Origin of the sequence: Chryseomicrobium aureum (assembly GCF_043182735.1) — a bacterium.
Classification (GTDB): domain Bacteria; phylum Bacillota; class Bacilli; order Bacillales_A; family Planococcaceae; genus Chryseomicrobium; species Chryseomicrobium aureum.
On sequence record NZ_CP171117.1, the window covers coordinates 996,099 to 1,010,967 of the forward strand.

The 14,869-nt window shown below is 42.1% G+C and carries 15 protein-coding genes and 2 pseudogenes; all 17 read left to right on the forward strand.

The annotated features are described in order from the left end of the window. Nucleotides 1-13: 13 nt before the first annotated feature. The 17 genes and pseudogenes from ACF3OH_RS05365 (at nucleotide 14) to ACF3OH_RS05445 (ending at nucleotide 14,817) form a co-directional block, all read left to right on the forward strand. Nucleotides 14-1,552, forward strand: coding sequence for an acyl-CoA carboxylase subunit beta (locus tag ACF3OH_RS05365; RefSeq protein ID WP_204588967.1), 1,539 nt, complete (start codon nucleotides 14-16; stop codon nucleotides 1,550-1,552). A gap of 52 nt (nucleotides 1,553-1,604) precedes the next feature. After that, nucleotides 1,605-2,447 carry a ketopantoate reductase family protein gene (locus tag ACF3OH_RS05370; protein ID WP_392456142.1) on the forward strand — a complete coding sequence of 281 codons (843 nt, stop codon included), beginning with the start codon at nucleotides 1,605-1,607 and terminating at the stop codon, nucleotides 2,445-2,447. Beyond that, nucleotides 2,444-2,833 (forward strand): DUF3397 family protein, encoded by a 390-nt coding sequence (locus ACF3OH_RS05375; RefSeq protein ID WP_204588969.1) that lies wholly within the window; start codon nucleotides 2,444-2,446, stop codon nucleotides 2,831-2,833. Before ACF3OH_RS05370 ends, ACF3OH_RS05375 begins: the two co-directional genes overlap by 4 nt. Nucleotides 2,834-2,896: 63 nt before the next feature. Further along, a complete protein-coding gene (gene bshC / locus ACF3OH_RS05380) occupies nucleotides 2,897-4,516 on the forward strand; it encodes a bacillithiol biosynthesis cysteine-adding enzyme BshC (RefSeq protein ID WP_392456146.1) in 1,620 nt (539 codons plus the stop codon). Between the two features lie 143 nt (nucleotides 4,517-4,659). Further along, nucleotides 4,660-5,091: a division/cell wall cluster transcriptional repressor MraZ gene (gene mraZ, locus ACF3OH_RS05385; RefSeq protein WP_204588971.1), complete on the forward strand. Its 432-nt coding sequence runs from the start codon at nucleotides 4,660-4,662 to the stop codon at nucleotides 5,089-5,091. Between the two features lie 17 nt (nucleotides 5,092-5,108). Further along, on the forward strand, nucleotides 5,109-6,059 hold the full coding sequence (rsmH, locus tag ACF3OH_RS05390; protein WP_392456149.1) for a 16S rRNA (cytosine(1402)-N(4))-methyltransferase RsmH: 951 nt from the start codon (nucleotides 5,109-5,111) through the stop codon (nucleotides 6,057-6,059). Then, nucleotides 6,060-6,416, forward strand: coding sequence for a cell division protein FtsL (gene ftsL, locus ACF3OH_RS05395; protein ID WP_204588973.1), 357 nt, complete (start codon nucleotides 6,060-6,062; stop codon nucleotides 6,414-6,416). It begins immediately after the preceding gene. Next, on the forward strand, nucleotides 6,413-8,626 hold the full coding sequence (locus ACF3OH_RS05400) for a penicillin-binding protein (protein WP_204588974.1): 2,214 nt from the start codon (nucleotides 6,413-6,415) through the stop codon (nucleotides 8,624-8,626). The genes ftsL and ACF3OH_RS05400 overlap by 4 nt, the downstream gene beginning before the upstream one ends. A gap of 192 nt (nucleotides 8,627-8,818) precedes the next feature. Continuing rightward, nucleotides 8,819-9,181 (forward strand): annotated as a pseudogene (locus ACF3OH_RS05405) (penicillin-binding transpeptidase domain-containing protein); the annotation flags it as partial. Nucleotides 9,182-9,197: 16 nt separating this feature from the next. After that, nucleotides 9,198-10,172 carry a phospho-N-acetylmuramoyl-pentapeptide-transferase gene (gene mraY / locus ACF3OH_RS05410; protein WP_392456152.1) on the forward strand — a complete coding sequence of 325 codons (975 nt, stop codon included), beginning with the start codon at nucleotides 9,198-9,200 and terminating at the stop codon, nucleotides 10,170-10,172. Further along, nucleotides 10,169-11,527: a UDP-N-acetylmuramoyl-L-alanine--D-glutamate ligase gene (gene murD / locus ACF3OH_RS05415; RefSeq protein WP_392456153.1), complete on the forward strand. Its 1,359-nt coding sequence runs from the start codon at nucleotides 10,169-10,171 to the stop codon at nucleotides 11,525-11,527. The genes mraY and murD overlap by 4 nt, the downstream gene beginning before the upstream one ends. A gap of 4 nt (nucleotides 11,528-11,531) precedes the next feature. Beyond that, a pseudogene (locus ACF3OH_RS05420) lies at nucleotides 11,532-12,062 on the forward strand (FtsW/RodA/SpoVE family cell cycle protein); the annotation flags it as partial. A 31-nt stretch (nucleotides 12,063-12,093) separates the two neighbouring features. Continuing rightward, on the forward strand, nucleotides 12,094-12,270 hold the full coding sequence (locus ACF3OH_RS05425) for an FtsW/RodA/SpoVE family cell cycle protein (protein ID WP_239584743.1): 177 nt from the start codon (nucleotides 12,094-12,096) through the stop codon (nucleotides 12,268-12,270). Next, entirely contained in the window at nucleotides 12,258-13,046 is a 789-nt protein-coding gene (locus ACF3OH_RS05430) for a cell division protein FtsQ/DivIB (protein ID WP_392456710.1), read from the forward strand. Before ACF3OH_RS05425 ends, ACF3OH_RS05430 begins: the two co-directional genes overlap by 13 nt. Then, on the forward strand, nucleotides 13,024-13,728 hold the full coding sequence (locus ACF3OH_RS05435; RefSeq protein WP_392456156.1) for a DUF881 domain-containing protein: 705 nt from the start codon (nucleotides 13,024-13,026) through the stop codon (nucleotides 13,726-13,728). The genes ACF3OH_RS05430 and ACF3OH_RS05435 overlap by 23 nt, the downstream gene beginning before the upstream one ends. A gap of 13 nt (nucleotides 13,729-13,741) precedes the next feature. Beyond that, nucleotides 13,742-14,458, forward strand: a complete 717-nt coding sequence (locus ACF3OH_RS05440; protein WP_392456158.1) for a DUF881 domain-containing protein — start codon at nucleotides 13,742-13,744, stop codon at nucleotides 14,456-14,458. Between the two features lie 2 nt (nucleotides 14,459-14,460). Next, entirely contained in the window at nucleotides 14,461-14,817 is a 357-nt protein-coding gene (locus tag ACF3OH_RS05445) for a small basic family protein (protein WP_204588981.1), read from the forward strand. Nucleotides 14,818-14,869 lie beyond the last annotated feature (52 nt).

Genomic DNA, 14,869 nt, shown 5'->3' on the forward strand with positions numbered 1-14,869 from the left:
GGGGGAGATGGGTATGGTCACAAAACCATATAATGAGCGTTTAGAAGAAAAGGTGTCGACAATCTTTGCGGGTGGAGCTTCAAAATACCATGAAAAAATGAAAGAGCAGGGCAAGATGTTTGTTCGTGATCGTCTCGCGCTGTTATTTGATAATGGCGAGTATAAAGAAGACGCAAAGTTTGCAAATAGTGAGGCAGGCGATCTTCCGGCAGATGGCGTGGTCACGGCGATGGGGAAAGTCGGCGGCCAAATGGTGTGTGTCATGGCGAATGATTCGACAGTCAAAGCTGGTTCATGGGGTTCACGAACTGTGGAGAAGATTATTCGCATCCAAGAAGTCGCAGAAAAAAACCGTTTGCCACTTCTCTATTTGGTGGATTCGGCAGGTGCGCGTATTACGGATCAGTTAGATATGTTCCCGAACCGTCGCGGTGCAGGACGTATTTTCCACAACCAAGTGCGTCTATCAGGTTTTATACCACAGATTTGTTTATTGTTCGGCCCATCCGCTGCAGGTGGTGCATATATTCCGGCGTTCTGTGATATTGTCATCATGGTCGATGGGAACGCATCGATGTATTTAGGTTCACCACGTATGGCCGAAAAAGTAATCGGGGAGAAAGTAACGCTCGAAGAAATGGGTGGGGCGCGCATGCACTGTTCAGTTAGTGGATGCGGAGACGTGTTAGCTGACAATGAAGAACATGCGATTGAACTTGCCAAATCATATCTTGCGTTCTTCCCAGCCAACTTCTTGGAGCAGCCTCCGGTTGTAGATGCTGTGAAACCAAAAGCGGGGCGCTCGCTTGAAGAGATTATTCCAGAAAACCAAAATGCACCATTTGATATGTACGAAGCCATTGATCAATTGATTGATGAAGGGACTTTCTTTGAGATTAAAAAGTTGTTTGCGTCCGAGTTGATCACGGGTCTTGCCCGCATTGACGGTAAACCTGTTGGTATCATTGCGAATCAACCGAAAGTAAAAGGCGGCGTGCTATTCATTGATTCAGCGGATAAAGGCGCGAAGTTCATCTCGTTATGTGATGCGTTCCATATTCCACTCTTGTTTTTAGCGGATGTTCCAGGATTCATGATTGGAACAAAAGTTGAGCGTGGTGGCATTATTCGTCACGGGGCGAAATTGATTGCAGCAATGAGTTCGGCTACTGTACCTAAAATCTCTGTAGTTGTCCGAAAAGCGTATGGAGCTGGGTTGTATGCAATGGCTGGCCCTGCATTCGAACCAGATGTCTGTTTAGCGCTTCCGACAGCCCAAATTGCTGTCATGGGTCCAGAAGCAGCAGTGAATGCAGTGTATTCAAACAAGATTGAATCCATTGAAGATCCAAAAGAAAGACTTGCATATGTACAAGAAAAACATGCAGAATATAAAAAGGAAATTGATATTTACAAATTGGCATCTGAGATGATTGTCGATGAAATCATCCCGCCATCTGAGTTGCGTCAAGAGCTTGTGGATCGTCTAGCGCTGTATGCGACGAAACACATTCCTGCACCACCACGTAAACATCCAGTATTTCCTGTTTAAATAGTCTACCCTTTAGGGGTAGGCTTTTTTCTAACAGAGAAGAGGTGAGTCTATGCACATTGCAGTTGTGGGAGCTGGAGCGATTGGATTACTTGTCACGAAGTTGCTAGAAGATAGTGGACACTCAGTAGTGGTGTACTCACGATCTGAAAAGTCGTTCCCTGTCCTCTATCAATCTCCAGAAGGTTCAGTAGAACTTGTCTCATTTATGGGGACACAAGATACCACATTACTTAATGAAGTTGACCTCGTTTTTGTTGCGACAAAAACGTATCATTTAGAGAGTGTTTATCCGCTTTTACACAATAGAACCGGGCCAATTGTATTTTTACAAAATGGACTCATTCGTAAGCAGGTTGAGGCCGCATTAGGAAAAGACTATTGCTTATTTGGAAGTATTGATCACGGGGCAGGCATTGAAGAAGACCTGTTGGTGCATACCGGCAATGGTTCTATTCGTGTCGGTGACAATCCGCTGTATGAACCTTTCATAAAGCAATTGGCTCCAGTTGTATCGTGGGCGGATGATATTGACCTGGTGCTAATGCGAAAAGCTGTATTGAATACGTTAATCAATCCATTAACTGCTTTGTTAGATGTACCCAATGGTGAACTGGCTGTAAATGATTCGTTGCAACAAGCGGTCATTGCTCATTACGATGAACTAGTGGTGGCATTTCCGACTTTAGAAGACTATGTACAATTGGAGGAAGTGTTTGAATTGATCAAACGCACAGCTACCAATTCTTCTTCGATGCGTCGAGATATCAAGGCTGGCAGAGAGACAGAAATTTCAGCTATTGTCCTGCCGCTACTCGAGCAAGCAGAAGCTCGAAATGCATACTTGCCTATCACTTCTTACCTCTATTCCATGATTCAATCTAAAAAGGAGTGAGTTCCATTCAAACGATTTTATCTATATTGATTGTTTTTCCGGTGATAGTGTTTGTCGGGGCATGGTTCATTGGCCGGCTACTTCGAATCCGGAAAAGAAAACGTTTAGGAATAGCCGCAGATGTGACAACAGTCGTATTATATTTTGCGGTTGCTGCAGTCTATGACTGGCTATCCGTCCCAAACGCGTGGACAAATCTTCTCTTGCTTCTTTTATTTATTGCTATCCTAGTTGTCGCTATTTTATGGAAAAACAAGAGTGATGTAGGACCACAAGTCATCATGCGCTTACTTTGGCGCATTTACTTCTTAGTTTTATCAACATTGTACTTTTTAGGTTGGGTGATTGGTCTTGTTCGTTCTATCTCTCAATATGTAAGCGGATAGTTTTAATTAAAGATAGTTGTTTGCTATACTCGTATACGTATTGAATTCAGAAGAGGTGTCCTTATGAACGTAACCACACATCCGCAGCCAAAAGCATCGGATTTTTATTCTACATATATAACAAAATTTAATCAGGTCGAGAACTACTTCGCATACCCGTGGGGAGAAACGGAATGGGAGCGTCGTTTTCAAGAACTGCGGTTTTCAGAAGAAAGACGAGGAATGCTCGTCGAAGCGATTCAAGACTCTATGAAAACTGTTTCATTGAGTACTAGCCAAAAAGAGTCGCTACAGTTGCTTTCAGAAGGTGCAGCAGTCACCATTACAGGACAACAAACGGGCTTACTAACTGGACCCTTCTATTCGATTCACAAGGCAGTCACAGCTATTGATTTAGCAAAGCAGATAACAGCTAAAACAAATAAACCAGTAGTGCCGGTTTTCTGGATGGCAGGTGAAGACCATGACATCTTAGAGGTAAATCATTTCTTCATTGAAAAAAATCGAGATGTTTCAAAGCTCTCATTAGCGGTTGAACAGCTCTCAACTGAAATGGTAGCAGATAAACAAATCGATGCTCAAGAGTTGCGTGGTCTACTTAGTCAAGCCTTTCATGAATTGCCGGAGACAGCGTATACAAAAGAATTGTGGGACTTTCTAGTGACGCTTTCAGAACAACACGGCTCTTATAAAGAATTCTTTTTACAGGCGTTCCAGCATTTCTTTAAAAATTATGGTCTAGTGTTTATCAATTCTTCTGACCAAGGGATGCGTCATCTAGGAAAGCCATTTACAAAACTGTTAATTGAACGAAATGATCAATTAAGACGTGCAGTTTACGATGCGGAACAGAGATTAGCAAGCGAAGGGTTTGGCTTCCCGATTCAGTGCCGAATTGAAAATGCTCATTTGTTCTATGTAAAAGATGCCCATCGCTACTTACTTGAAGCGACAGAAACGGGATTTACGAACAAAGAACTCGGACAATCTTGGACGAAACAGCAACTACTTGATGAAGTGGAAATGAATCCTGAATGTATTAGTCACAACGTAGTGACGCGTCCACTCATGCAACAGTTCTTGTTCCCTGTGCATACGTTTGTCGGAGGTCCGGGAGAAATTGCTTACTGGGCATTGTTAAAAGACGCATTTGAAGTGATGGATTTAAAGATGCCCATTGTCGCTCCGCGCTACAGTGTTACGGTTCTTCCTAATTCAATCGAGAAAAAGATGCAAGATCTTGGAGTGACAGTCGAAGATGCATGGGCAGGTCATCTTCCGAGCCAGATGCATGCGTTTATTGATGCGCAAAAAAATGAACAAGTTGTGGCATCGATTCGCGAGATGAATGCGTGGCTTGATGCCAAGTATGAAGAGCTCCAATCTACACTACATGAGGAGTCTATTAAGATAGATCCTTTACTTGAAAAGAACAAAGCGCTTCATAAGCGACAATTTACATTTTTAGAGCACCAAATCGAAGATGTGTATTTGCAACGATTTGATACTCATGTTGCTGCTTATAAAGCGATTGAAAATGAGTTAGTACCTACTGGGTCACTTCAAGAGCGTATTTATTCACCACTTGCCTATTTGAATAAGTACGGATTTGGATTGATCGATGAGTTACTGGCAGTACCTTATAAATTAGACGGCAAGCATTACGTTGTGCATATGAGTTAACGAAGTCGCCCTTGTGGCGGCTTTTTTGTGTCTCAAAATCAAGTCATCTAGTACTTTTGAATTTTTTTATCTACTTTCTTGAAAATTAGTGGAGGAAAGTGGGGGATTGTGGTATGTTTAACTCATAAAGTGGGGTGAGTAGCATGTTCATGGGAGAATATCAGCATTCGCTTGATGCAAAAGGCCGCCTGATTGTGCCAGCGAAGTTTCGCGATCACTTAGAAGGCAACTTTGTCATCACACGCGGACTAGACAATTGTTTGTTCGGATACCCTATGGACGAATGGCGAAAACTCGAAGAAAAACTCAAACAGCTACCAATGACCAAAAAAGATGCTCGCGCATTTACTCGCTTTTTCTTTTCTGGTGCTACCGAAGTCGAAATTGATAAACAAGGGCGCATTATGTTACCTGCGAATCTTCGCGAGTACGCAAAGATGGAAAAAGAATGTGTCGTACTTGGTGTATCCAGTCGCTTTGAAATTTGGGCAAAAGATGCTTGGGACGGCTATGCAGAGGAATCAGAAGAATCCTTTAATGAAATAGCTGAAAACATGATTGACTTTAACATTTAGCCGAAGGAGAGGATCGTTTGTTCAACCATACAACCGTATTACTTACTGAGACAGTCGATGGTTTAGCGATTCGACCAGAGGGAATATACGTAGATTGCACATTAGGTGGCGCAGGCCACAGTGAATATTTAGTACAACAATTATCCGATGCGGGTCACTTGTATTGTTTCGATCAAGATACAACCGCAATTGAAAATGCAAAACAAAAACTTGCACCCTACATACATCGTGTAACATTCATACATTCAAATTTCCGGAACTTAAAAGAAGAACTTGAAAATCTAGGCGTAACAGAAGTGGATGGTATCCTTTATGACTTAGGTGTCTCATCGCCACAACTGGACACACCAGAACGTGGTTTCAGTTACAACCATGATGCGCCTCTTGATATGCGCATGGATCAAACAAGTGAATTAACTGCCTATCACGTAGTCAACGACTGGCCTTATGAAAAGCTCGTCAAAATTTTCTTCCGCTACGGAGAAGAGAAGTTTTCTAAACAAGTAGCACGAGAAATTGAACGTGCACGTGAGAATCAACCAGTCCAAACTACATTTGAATTAGTCGATTTAATTAAACGCGGAATTCCAGCTGCAGCGCGTCGTACAGGTGGACATCCAGCGAAACGAATCTTTCAAGCGATTCGCATTGCAGTAAACGATGAACTAGGAGCGGCGGAAGAGTCATTAGAAAGTGCCCTTACGTTACTCAAACCGGGTGGCCGTATCTCCGTTATTACATTCCATTCACTTGAGGATCGTTTAGTGAAGACAATGTTTAAAGAAGCATCTAGTCTTCCAGAACTTCCACCGAATCTTCCAGTTATTCCAAAAGAGATGCAGCCGAAGATGAAGCTCATTACGAGAAAACCCATCTTACCATCGGAGGAAGAACTATCTGTAAACAATCGTTCACGCTCTGCGAAACTACGAATTATTGAAAAACTTGACGAGAAAGGGAGTTATTAAATGGCGCTACGACAGTATCAAAGCCAACCGCAACACCAACCGCAAAATCCTGCCGTACCACATACATACAAAACCCCTGTCAAACGTATTTCAAAAGGGGAAAAAATGCTGGCTGCTCTATTCGTTGCTGTCTGTGCCGTCTTGATGGTTTTCATTGTTCAAACACAAACCGAAGTTCGAGCAGTGGATGTACAGATTCAACAAATGGAACGACAAATTGATACAGTAAACCGTGAAAACACTGACCTTGAAATCCAAGTCGCTGAACTTTCAAGCTACGAGCGTATCTGGCTAAAAGCGAAGGAACTGGGCTTAACATTAAATGAGAACAATGTGAAGGTTGTGTCTGGTGAATGAACAAAAAAGTACGTTTTCAATGGGGAGCCTTCCTGCTATTTCTGCTATACGGGGGGCTCTTTTTCCTATTATTAGGTAGATTTATCTACATACAAGTCACGGGAGAAGTAAATGGTGAGGTATTGCAACAACGTGCGGAAGAAAAATATAGTCGCGCGCAAGTGTTAGAAGCGCATCGTGGAACTATTCAAGACCGGAATGGCAATGTTCTAGCAGAGGATACGTTGACATACAAACTGTATGCGGTAGTTAGTGAAGAGGCTACTGCGCACGCATATGATCCACGCCACGTGCTGGATGTTGAGGAAACTGCGACACGTTTGAGTGAACATCTCGACTTACCAAAAGAAGAAATCGCCACACGCTTGCAAGATGGAATTACAAACGAGCGCTATCAAGTAGAATTTGGAGCAGAAGGACGTAATATCTCCCACCAAGAGATGAAAGCGATTGAAGCGCTGAATTTACCAGGTATTAATTTTGAGAAAGATTTGAAGCGTCTCTATACAAACGGGCGATTCGCATCCCACTTAATTGGCTTTGCAATTAAAGAAGATGTGGAAGAAAACAAAACGCGTCTTGTCGGAAAAATGGGACTTGAGCGCATCTACGATGAAATTTTGACGGGTACGCCTGGTCGTGTCGAGTACAAAACAGACCGAGGCGGTATGTTGCTTCCTTCATCTGAAAAATTGATTACAGAACCGCTGCACGGAGCTGACGTCAAATTAACGAATGATCGAACGATTCAAAACTTCCTAGAAGAAGCTGTATCAGATGTGCAAGAACAATATGAACCTGAAAAAATTACAGCTCTTGTCGTCAAAGCCGATAGTGGCGAAATTCTAGCGATGACGCAACGACCAACATTCGATCCTAATACACGTGAAGGACTCACTACGAACTGGTTAAATGAAAGTGTGGAAAACACGATCGAACCCGGATCAACGATGAAAATTTTCACATTAGCTGCTGCCATTGAAGAAGGCAAGTGGGATCCGAATGCTTGGTATAAATCAGGATCCTATAAATTGCTCGACCGTACCATTTATGATCACAATGTCGTCGGGTGGGGAAGTATTACTTATTTAGAAGGCTTCCAACGTTCTTCTAACGTTTCAATGGCCTATTTGCTTGAGAAACTAGGAGATGAAACATTCATCAACTACATTAAAGAGTTTGGTTTTGGGGAAAAGACGGGAATTGACCTACCGAATGAGGCGACAGGTATTATCAGTGACCGCTACCCGATCAACCGTCTAACAACAACGTACGGTCAAGGTACAACTGTCACACCGCTTCAGCTTATTCAAGGTATGACGGCTATAGCGAATGAAGGAACAATGTATCAACCGTATATCATTGATGAAATTGTAGATCCAAACACAGGTGAAAAACTACTCAACCATGAACCCGTTTCAAAAGAGTCACCTATCTCAGCTGCTACTGCAAACCAAGTGAAAGACATCCTTGCGAGTACTGTTACGAGTGAAAAAGGAACTGCGCAAAAGTTCAAACTGGATTCGTACACATCTGCTGGAAAGACAGGTACTGCTCAAATTCCAGATTCAAATGGAAACTACTTATGGGGGCGTCAATTGTTCCTTTATTCATTTTTAGGAATGGCACCTGTCGAAGACCCAGAATTAATCGTCTATGTAGCTGTGCATAAACCTAAAATTGAAGCTACAGAAGTGGGATCGGATCCGACTTCCTACATCTTTAACTATGTCACAGAGAATTCATTAAAATACATGAATATCTCACCAGATGAAACAGTAGAACGTCAGCGCATCGAATTAGAAGATTATGCAGGCCAAGACGTTGCGACAGTTCAATCAACACTGCAAGCACAAGGCTTGGAAGTTGTGACAGTTGGTGCAGAAGGTGCAGTAACTGAACAATTCCCAACAGAAGGAACACCTGTTGTCACGGGTACGAAAGTATTTTTGAAATCTCAAGGCGAGAGCGGTTTACCGGATATGACAGGATGGTCCTCTCGTGAAGTGCGTGTATTCAAAGAATTTACCGGGTATCCAATTGAAATGACAGGAAGTGGATTTGTGATTCGTCAAAGTGTCACACCGGGAACTGTGTTGAACCCTGACACACCTTTAGTTATTGAACTTGGCAGTCCTGAAGAAGTGTATACGAGTGAACCGATAGAGGTCGAAGGAGAACCTATTGAAGAACCGGTTGAAGGGGAATAACCTACTCCTGTAATCATATAGTGCTTCAGGAGGGAATTTTATTTCTACTGGTCGTACAAAATTTCTCGCAATTGCGGTAATTATGGTCTTTCTAGCCATTCTGTTGAAAGTGCTGTATATTCAATTTTGGCAGTATGGATTCTTGAATCAGAAAGCGTATAGGTCGAAAACGGGTAGTATGTTGATGGGGACTATATTGTGTCATTTATCGGTTTTGCTCCGATTGATGAACCTGAGTACTTGATCTACATCGCAATTGATGGACCTAAAGGACCTAGTCAGTTTGGCGGAACGATTGCAGCCCCGATTGTAGGGGAATTGTTTGAAGTGCTGGCTGAAGATTCTCCACGTATCCATGAAAAAGAGCGGTCGTGGGATGAAATGCGAGAACTTGAAGTCCCGAACTTGATCGGCCAAACTAAAAAAGAAATTACACCACAGTTACACCAATTCAACTTGATTTGGCATGGAGATGGAGATCAGGTGATTGATCAACTTCCAAAAGCAGGTAGCTCATCAAAACCGCCTTATACCCTGCATCTCTACACGAATTAATTAAAGGAGTTTCACTATGTCACTACTATTTATCACACTAACCATTGCGCTAGGATTTATCATTTCAGCACTACTTGCCCCTATTTTTATTCCTTATTTAAGAAGAATGAAATTTGGTCAAAGTATCCGTGAAGAAGGACCACAATCACACATGAAAAAAGCAGGAACGCCGACAATGGGGGGCTTGATTTTTCTTGTGGCAATTGTTGTAACAACGTTCGGAATATCGTATTTCACGGATACACTTACAACACAGACGGTTGTTCTATTGTTAGTTTTAGTTGGTTTTGGAGTACTTGGTTTTCTTGATGACTTTATTAAAGTCGTGATGAAGCGAAACCTTGGTCTGACATCACTTCAAAAGCTGATTGGTCAAATCGTTTTCTCTATTGCAGCTTATTTCTTACTGCAGTTAGGACCTTTTGATACATCGATTGCAATTCCATTTACATCTTGGTCTATAGACTTTGGACTAGTTTATGTAGCATTTATTGTTTTTTGGCTCGTAGGATTCTCTAATGCTGTCAATTTGTCAGACGGTCTAGATGGTCTTGTGAGCGGGACAGCTTCTATTGCATTTGCGACATTTGGAATACTTGCAGTGCTTTACAATCAAAACGATGCAGCAATTTTTGCGTTTTCAGTTACTGGGGCACTTTTAGGATTCTTACTGTTCAATAAAAACCCTGCCAAAGTATTTATGGGGGACACAGGCTCACTAGCTCTAGGTGGAGCATTAGCGATGCTTTCAATCATTCTAAAACTTGAGCTTCTCCTTCTGCTGGTCGGAATTATTTTCGTAGTGGAAACGGCGTCAGTTATCTTGCAAGTAATAAGCTTTAAAACAAGAGGAAAGCGTATTTTCAAAATGAGCCCAATCCATCATCACTTTGAACTTTCGGGTTGGTCGGAACAAAAAGTTGTATATGTATTCTGGACAGTTGGATTTGTTGCAGCTCTTGTTGTCCTAATGCTGGAGGTCTTTGTATGAACCATATAAAAGAATTACGTCACCAAAAAGTGCTAGTTTTAGGGCTTGCCAAAAGTGGGACAGCTGCAGCTGAAATGCTTCATGAGTTGGGGGCATTTGTTACAGTCAACGATGCAAAACCTTTTGAACAAAACGACCATGCACAACAGTTATTAAAACAGGGAATGACAGTGATTTGTGGTAGTCACCCTGAAAATTTATTGGACGAAGGATTCTCTTTGATTGTCAAAAACCCTGGTATTCCTTACTCAAATCCTGTCTTGCAGGAAGCAAAAAAGCGAGAAATTCCAATTTGGACGGAAATTGAGCTTGCGTATCGTATTAGTGAAGCACAAATGATTGGTATCACTGGATCAAACGGAAAAACAACGACAACAACTTTAGTTGCAGAAATGCTAGCAAAAGGCCCACTACAACCGCTTGTTGCAGGGAACATTGGTACAGTTGCGACGTCTGTTGCTAAGGATGCTACAAAAAATAATATTATCGTAACAGAGCTGTCATCTTTTCAACTCATGGGTACGGTAAAATTAAAACCTTCGATTGCGATTATTACGAATATCTATGAAGCGCATCTTGATTATCATTCTGATTTGGAAGAGTATATTGACGCAAAATTGACAGTTGCTAAAAATCAGACATCTGAAGACATCTTGATTTACAACGCAGAACAACCAGTTCTTGCAGAGCGGGCAGAAAAGTTGAATACGACACTCCTGCCGTTTTATGTATCTGCCAAAAATGCAAATGGGATTAGTGCAGATGCAGAATGGGTGTATTGGAAAGGCGAACCTCTTTATAAGAGAGAAGAGATTCGTCTGCCAGGAAAACATAACCTAGAAAATGTATTGGCAGCGACTGCTGCTGCACTTTTAGTCGGTGCACCACTCGAACAGATTCGTGCGACTGTTTCTACATTTGCAGGAGTAAAACATAGAACACAATATGTTGGCGAATGGAACGACCGCCTGTTCTACAATGATTCAAAAGCAACGAATGCATTGGCGACAAAAAGTGCTTTAGAAGGTTTTACACGACCTGTCATTCTTCTTGCAGGCGGAAAAGAACGGCACCATTCCTTTGATGAGCTGATTCCTTATCTACCATCCATCAAGGCTATTTGTCACTTTGGAGAGACTTCTGAGCGTCTGCAACAGTTTGCGAAAATGCATGACGTTCTTGCCTATCCGTTCGAGAATTTAGCAGATGCTTTTTCAAAAGCAGTGGAGTTGTCGGCACCGCTAGATGTGGTTTTGCTATCACCGGCTTCTGCAAGCTGGGATCAGTATGAGAGCTTTGAAATCCGAGGAGATGAATTTATTCATTTAGTAGACCAACTGATAGCGAAAGGATGACGAAGTGCTCTATGAGCAAGCAAAGACTACACTTTTCTTTATAAGTGGGATGTTAACGACTCTTGGCATTTTTTACATTGCCAGTGCCAGCAGCTATTGGTCGGCCGTCCATTATCCATCAAGCTTGCCGTTTTGGGTGAAGCAGTGTGTGTTTGCATGTATTGCAGTTTTTGTTTTCTTCTCTGTTAGGCGAGTGCGTCTCACCAAAAACTTGATCACCATTTTATATAGGCTAGGTATTCTTGTTGCGTTAACCGTATGGATTCCTGGCCTCGAAATTGTCCGAAATGGGGCACGAGGATGGGTGACACTCGGAGGTTTCTACTTTCAACCGGCAGAATTTACAAAAATCACGACGCTACTTTATACAAGTGCTCTTATTTACAAGAAAACTTCCCATTGGAAAATTGGCGTAGTCATTTTGCTACCTTGTGCACTTTTTATGATGCAGCCTGATTTTGGCTCCACATTTCTCGTTGTAGCGACATGTAGTGCCTTGCTTTTTCTTTCTGGTATTTCCATCCGACTTATTTTATCAGGAGTAGTATGGGGAGCTTGTGGTACTTATGATCGTACAAACAACTGTCAATTTAGGTGTTGTCACCGGTCTATTGCCGGTTACGGGTGTAACGTTACCTTTTATCAGTTACGGCGGCTCGTCACTCGTTACATGCTGGATGATTACAGCACTGATTACCACACTTTATATACAAGGAAGGGAGGCGGAAGAATGGAAAAACTAATCGACATCGAAGATCGTATACCTGCTCTTAGAAGAAAAAGAAAACGCAGAATGACATTTACCTTTTCTATTCTTCTGTTTCTTTTCTTTACGGCATTGCTCTTAGTACTCTATTTGCAATCTTCTATTAGTAAGATTCAGCAAATTACAGTAGAGGGGACATACATAGTAGACGAGCAACAATTACTGGATGCCTCATCATTAGAAATCGGTCAGTCGTTATGGTCATTTCGTGCGTCTGTCATAGAAGACCTCTTAGTAGAGTCTCCTGGAATCGAACAGGCAGAAATCTCCCGTAAAAGATGGTCTGAAGTTGTCATTACAGTATCGGAATATCAGCCCGTTGCATTTCGACAAACTGATGATTCTCTATTACTTCTGGAAAACGGAGAAGAGATGAGCGCACAATTTGCAGGAAGTCTTTTTGGACCTGCACTACAAAACTTTGACAATAAAGAGGTAGAGCAAAAGTTGATTTCGGAGCTAGGAAAACTAACGCAACAAACTCGCCTTTTAATTTCTGAAATTGCTTCTACACCAAGTGCGTCGGATCCTAACCTAGTAACCCTTTACATGAACGACGGCAATACAGTTATTGTCAGTGCCCTTGACTTCTCTGAAAAATTATCGTTTTATCCCTCTGTGCTTCAACAAATTCCTGTTGGAGAAAAAGGGATTGTCGATATGGAAGTCGGTACATTTTTTGAAAGTTATTCTAGTATTTACGGCGGGGAAGGAGAAGAAGTAGAACTCGATGAACAACAAGAAAACGAATAGAGGCAAGATTTTACTTTCTCTCGTCAGTCTCACGCTCGGCTTTATTTTGGCATTTAGCTACAGTCTTTCTCAACAACGGTCTGCTGAACAAGTGGATTCAATCACCTTTAACCAAACAGAAGAAGTTCGAGAGCAGTTGATTCAGCAAAAAGAGCGAAATAAAGAACTGTCAGAAGAACTCCAAGCTGTACAGACAAAGATACGAGAATATGAACAACAGGCAGGTGGCAATACCTCGTCATTAGAGGAACTTGTAAAAACTGCCGAGGCATTGCGACTACTTACAGGTGAAGTCGCTGTAAAGGGACCTGGATACAAGGTGGAGTTGCAAGACGGGGAATATGACCCAAATCAAGTCAATCCAAACGACTACATCGTACATGAGGGACATGTCTACATGGTGATCAATGAGTTGAAAATTGCAGGGGCAGAGGCCATCAGTGTAAATGGTAAGCGAATCCACGAGACCAGTTATATTCGGTGTACAGGACCCGTTATTACAGTAGACGGTGAGACCTTTCCCGCACCATTTGTGATTGAGGCAATCGGAAATCCGGAAACTTTAGCAGATGCCGCAGAATTATCAGGTGGAATTTTAGACCAGTTACGAATAGAACAAATTCGTATAGAAACACAAAAATTGAGTGAGCTCGTGATGCAATCGATGCACTCCGGGTCATAACAGGAGAGGTTGTATGAAAAAAGGAATTTCACGTTTCACACTCATCCTCTTTATCATCGGCTTTATGCTCGCTGTGCAATACAATTCGATTCAAAGTCCTGAGGAAAGAGATACGCGGGATATTTGGGAGATTCGTAAAGAGTTGACAACAGAAGCGACGTATCATTCTGAACTGCTTACACGAATTCGTGAGGCGCAACAACTTGCAGCGCAATACGAGACAGAGTCTGCAGAGAGACCTGAGCGTCTGGTTGAGCAGACAATCGGTCAGATGCGAGAAGAAATCGGATTAGATCCTTACACAGGGCCAGGCGTCGTTCTCACAGTCAATCCTTCTGCTGAAGCTATAGCATTTGGGTTTACTATCAATCCGTTGTCGCCTGAGTTGTTGGTTCGGTTTGTTAATGAAATGAATCGTTTCCAAGCAAAAGCAATTGAGATTGATGGAAAGCGCCTCATTTATAGCAGTGCGATCCGTGATATTAATGGACGAACTACAGTAAATACATTACCGATTGCTTCTGCACCATTTGAAATCAAAATCGCCACAGACTCCCTAGAGACCACGGAGCGAATGATAGCTCAAATACGTGCCAGTGGTTTAGCGGATGACTTTTATATTGAAAACTATGAACTTGCGATTGCAGAACCGGTGAGTGAGTTGACTTTAGTTGGATATGATCAGCCAGTGGCTGTCACACATCTTACAGAATGGAAGGAAGGGAATTAATTATGTGGCTACCACTGCTAGGTCTGTTACTTGGTATAGTTCTTGGCTTTATGACAGACTTTCAAATTCCTGCTGCATATGAAAATTACCTTTCGATTGCAGTTTTAGCAGCGCTCGATACACTCTTTGGAGGGATTCGAGCACAACTGCAACAAGTATACGATGACAAAGTATTTGTCTCAGGGTTTTTCTTTAATATTGCGTTAGCTGCAGCACTCGCTTTTTTAGGCGTGCATCTAGGCGTAGACCTGTATCTGGCAGCGATTTTTGCTTTCGGTGTACGTTTATTCCAAAACATTGCGGTTATTAGACGAATCTTGCTTTCTCGTTTTGCAGAAAAAAACGTCTCTACAAAATAAAATAATTGTTTGACTAGTAAGAAACATTTAGACTTTACAAGGTCTTTGCTCT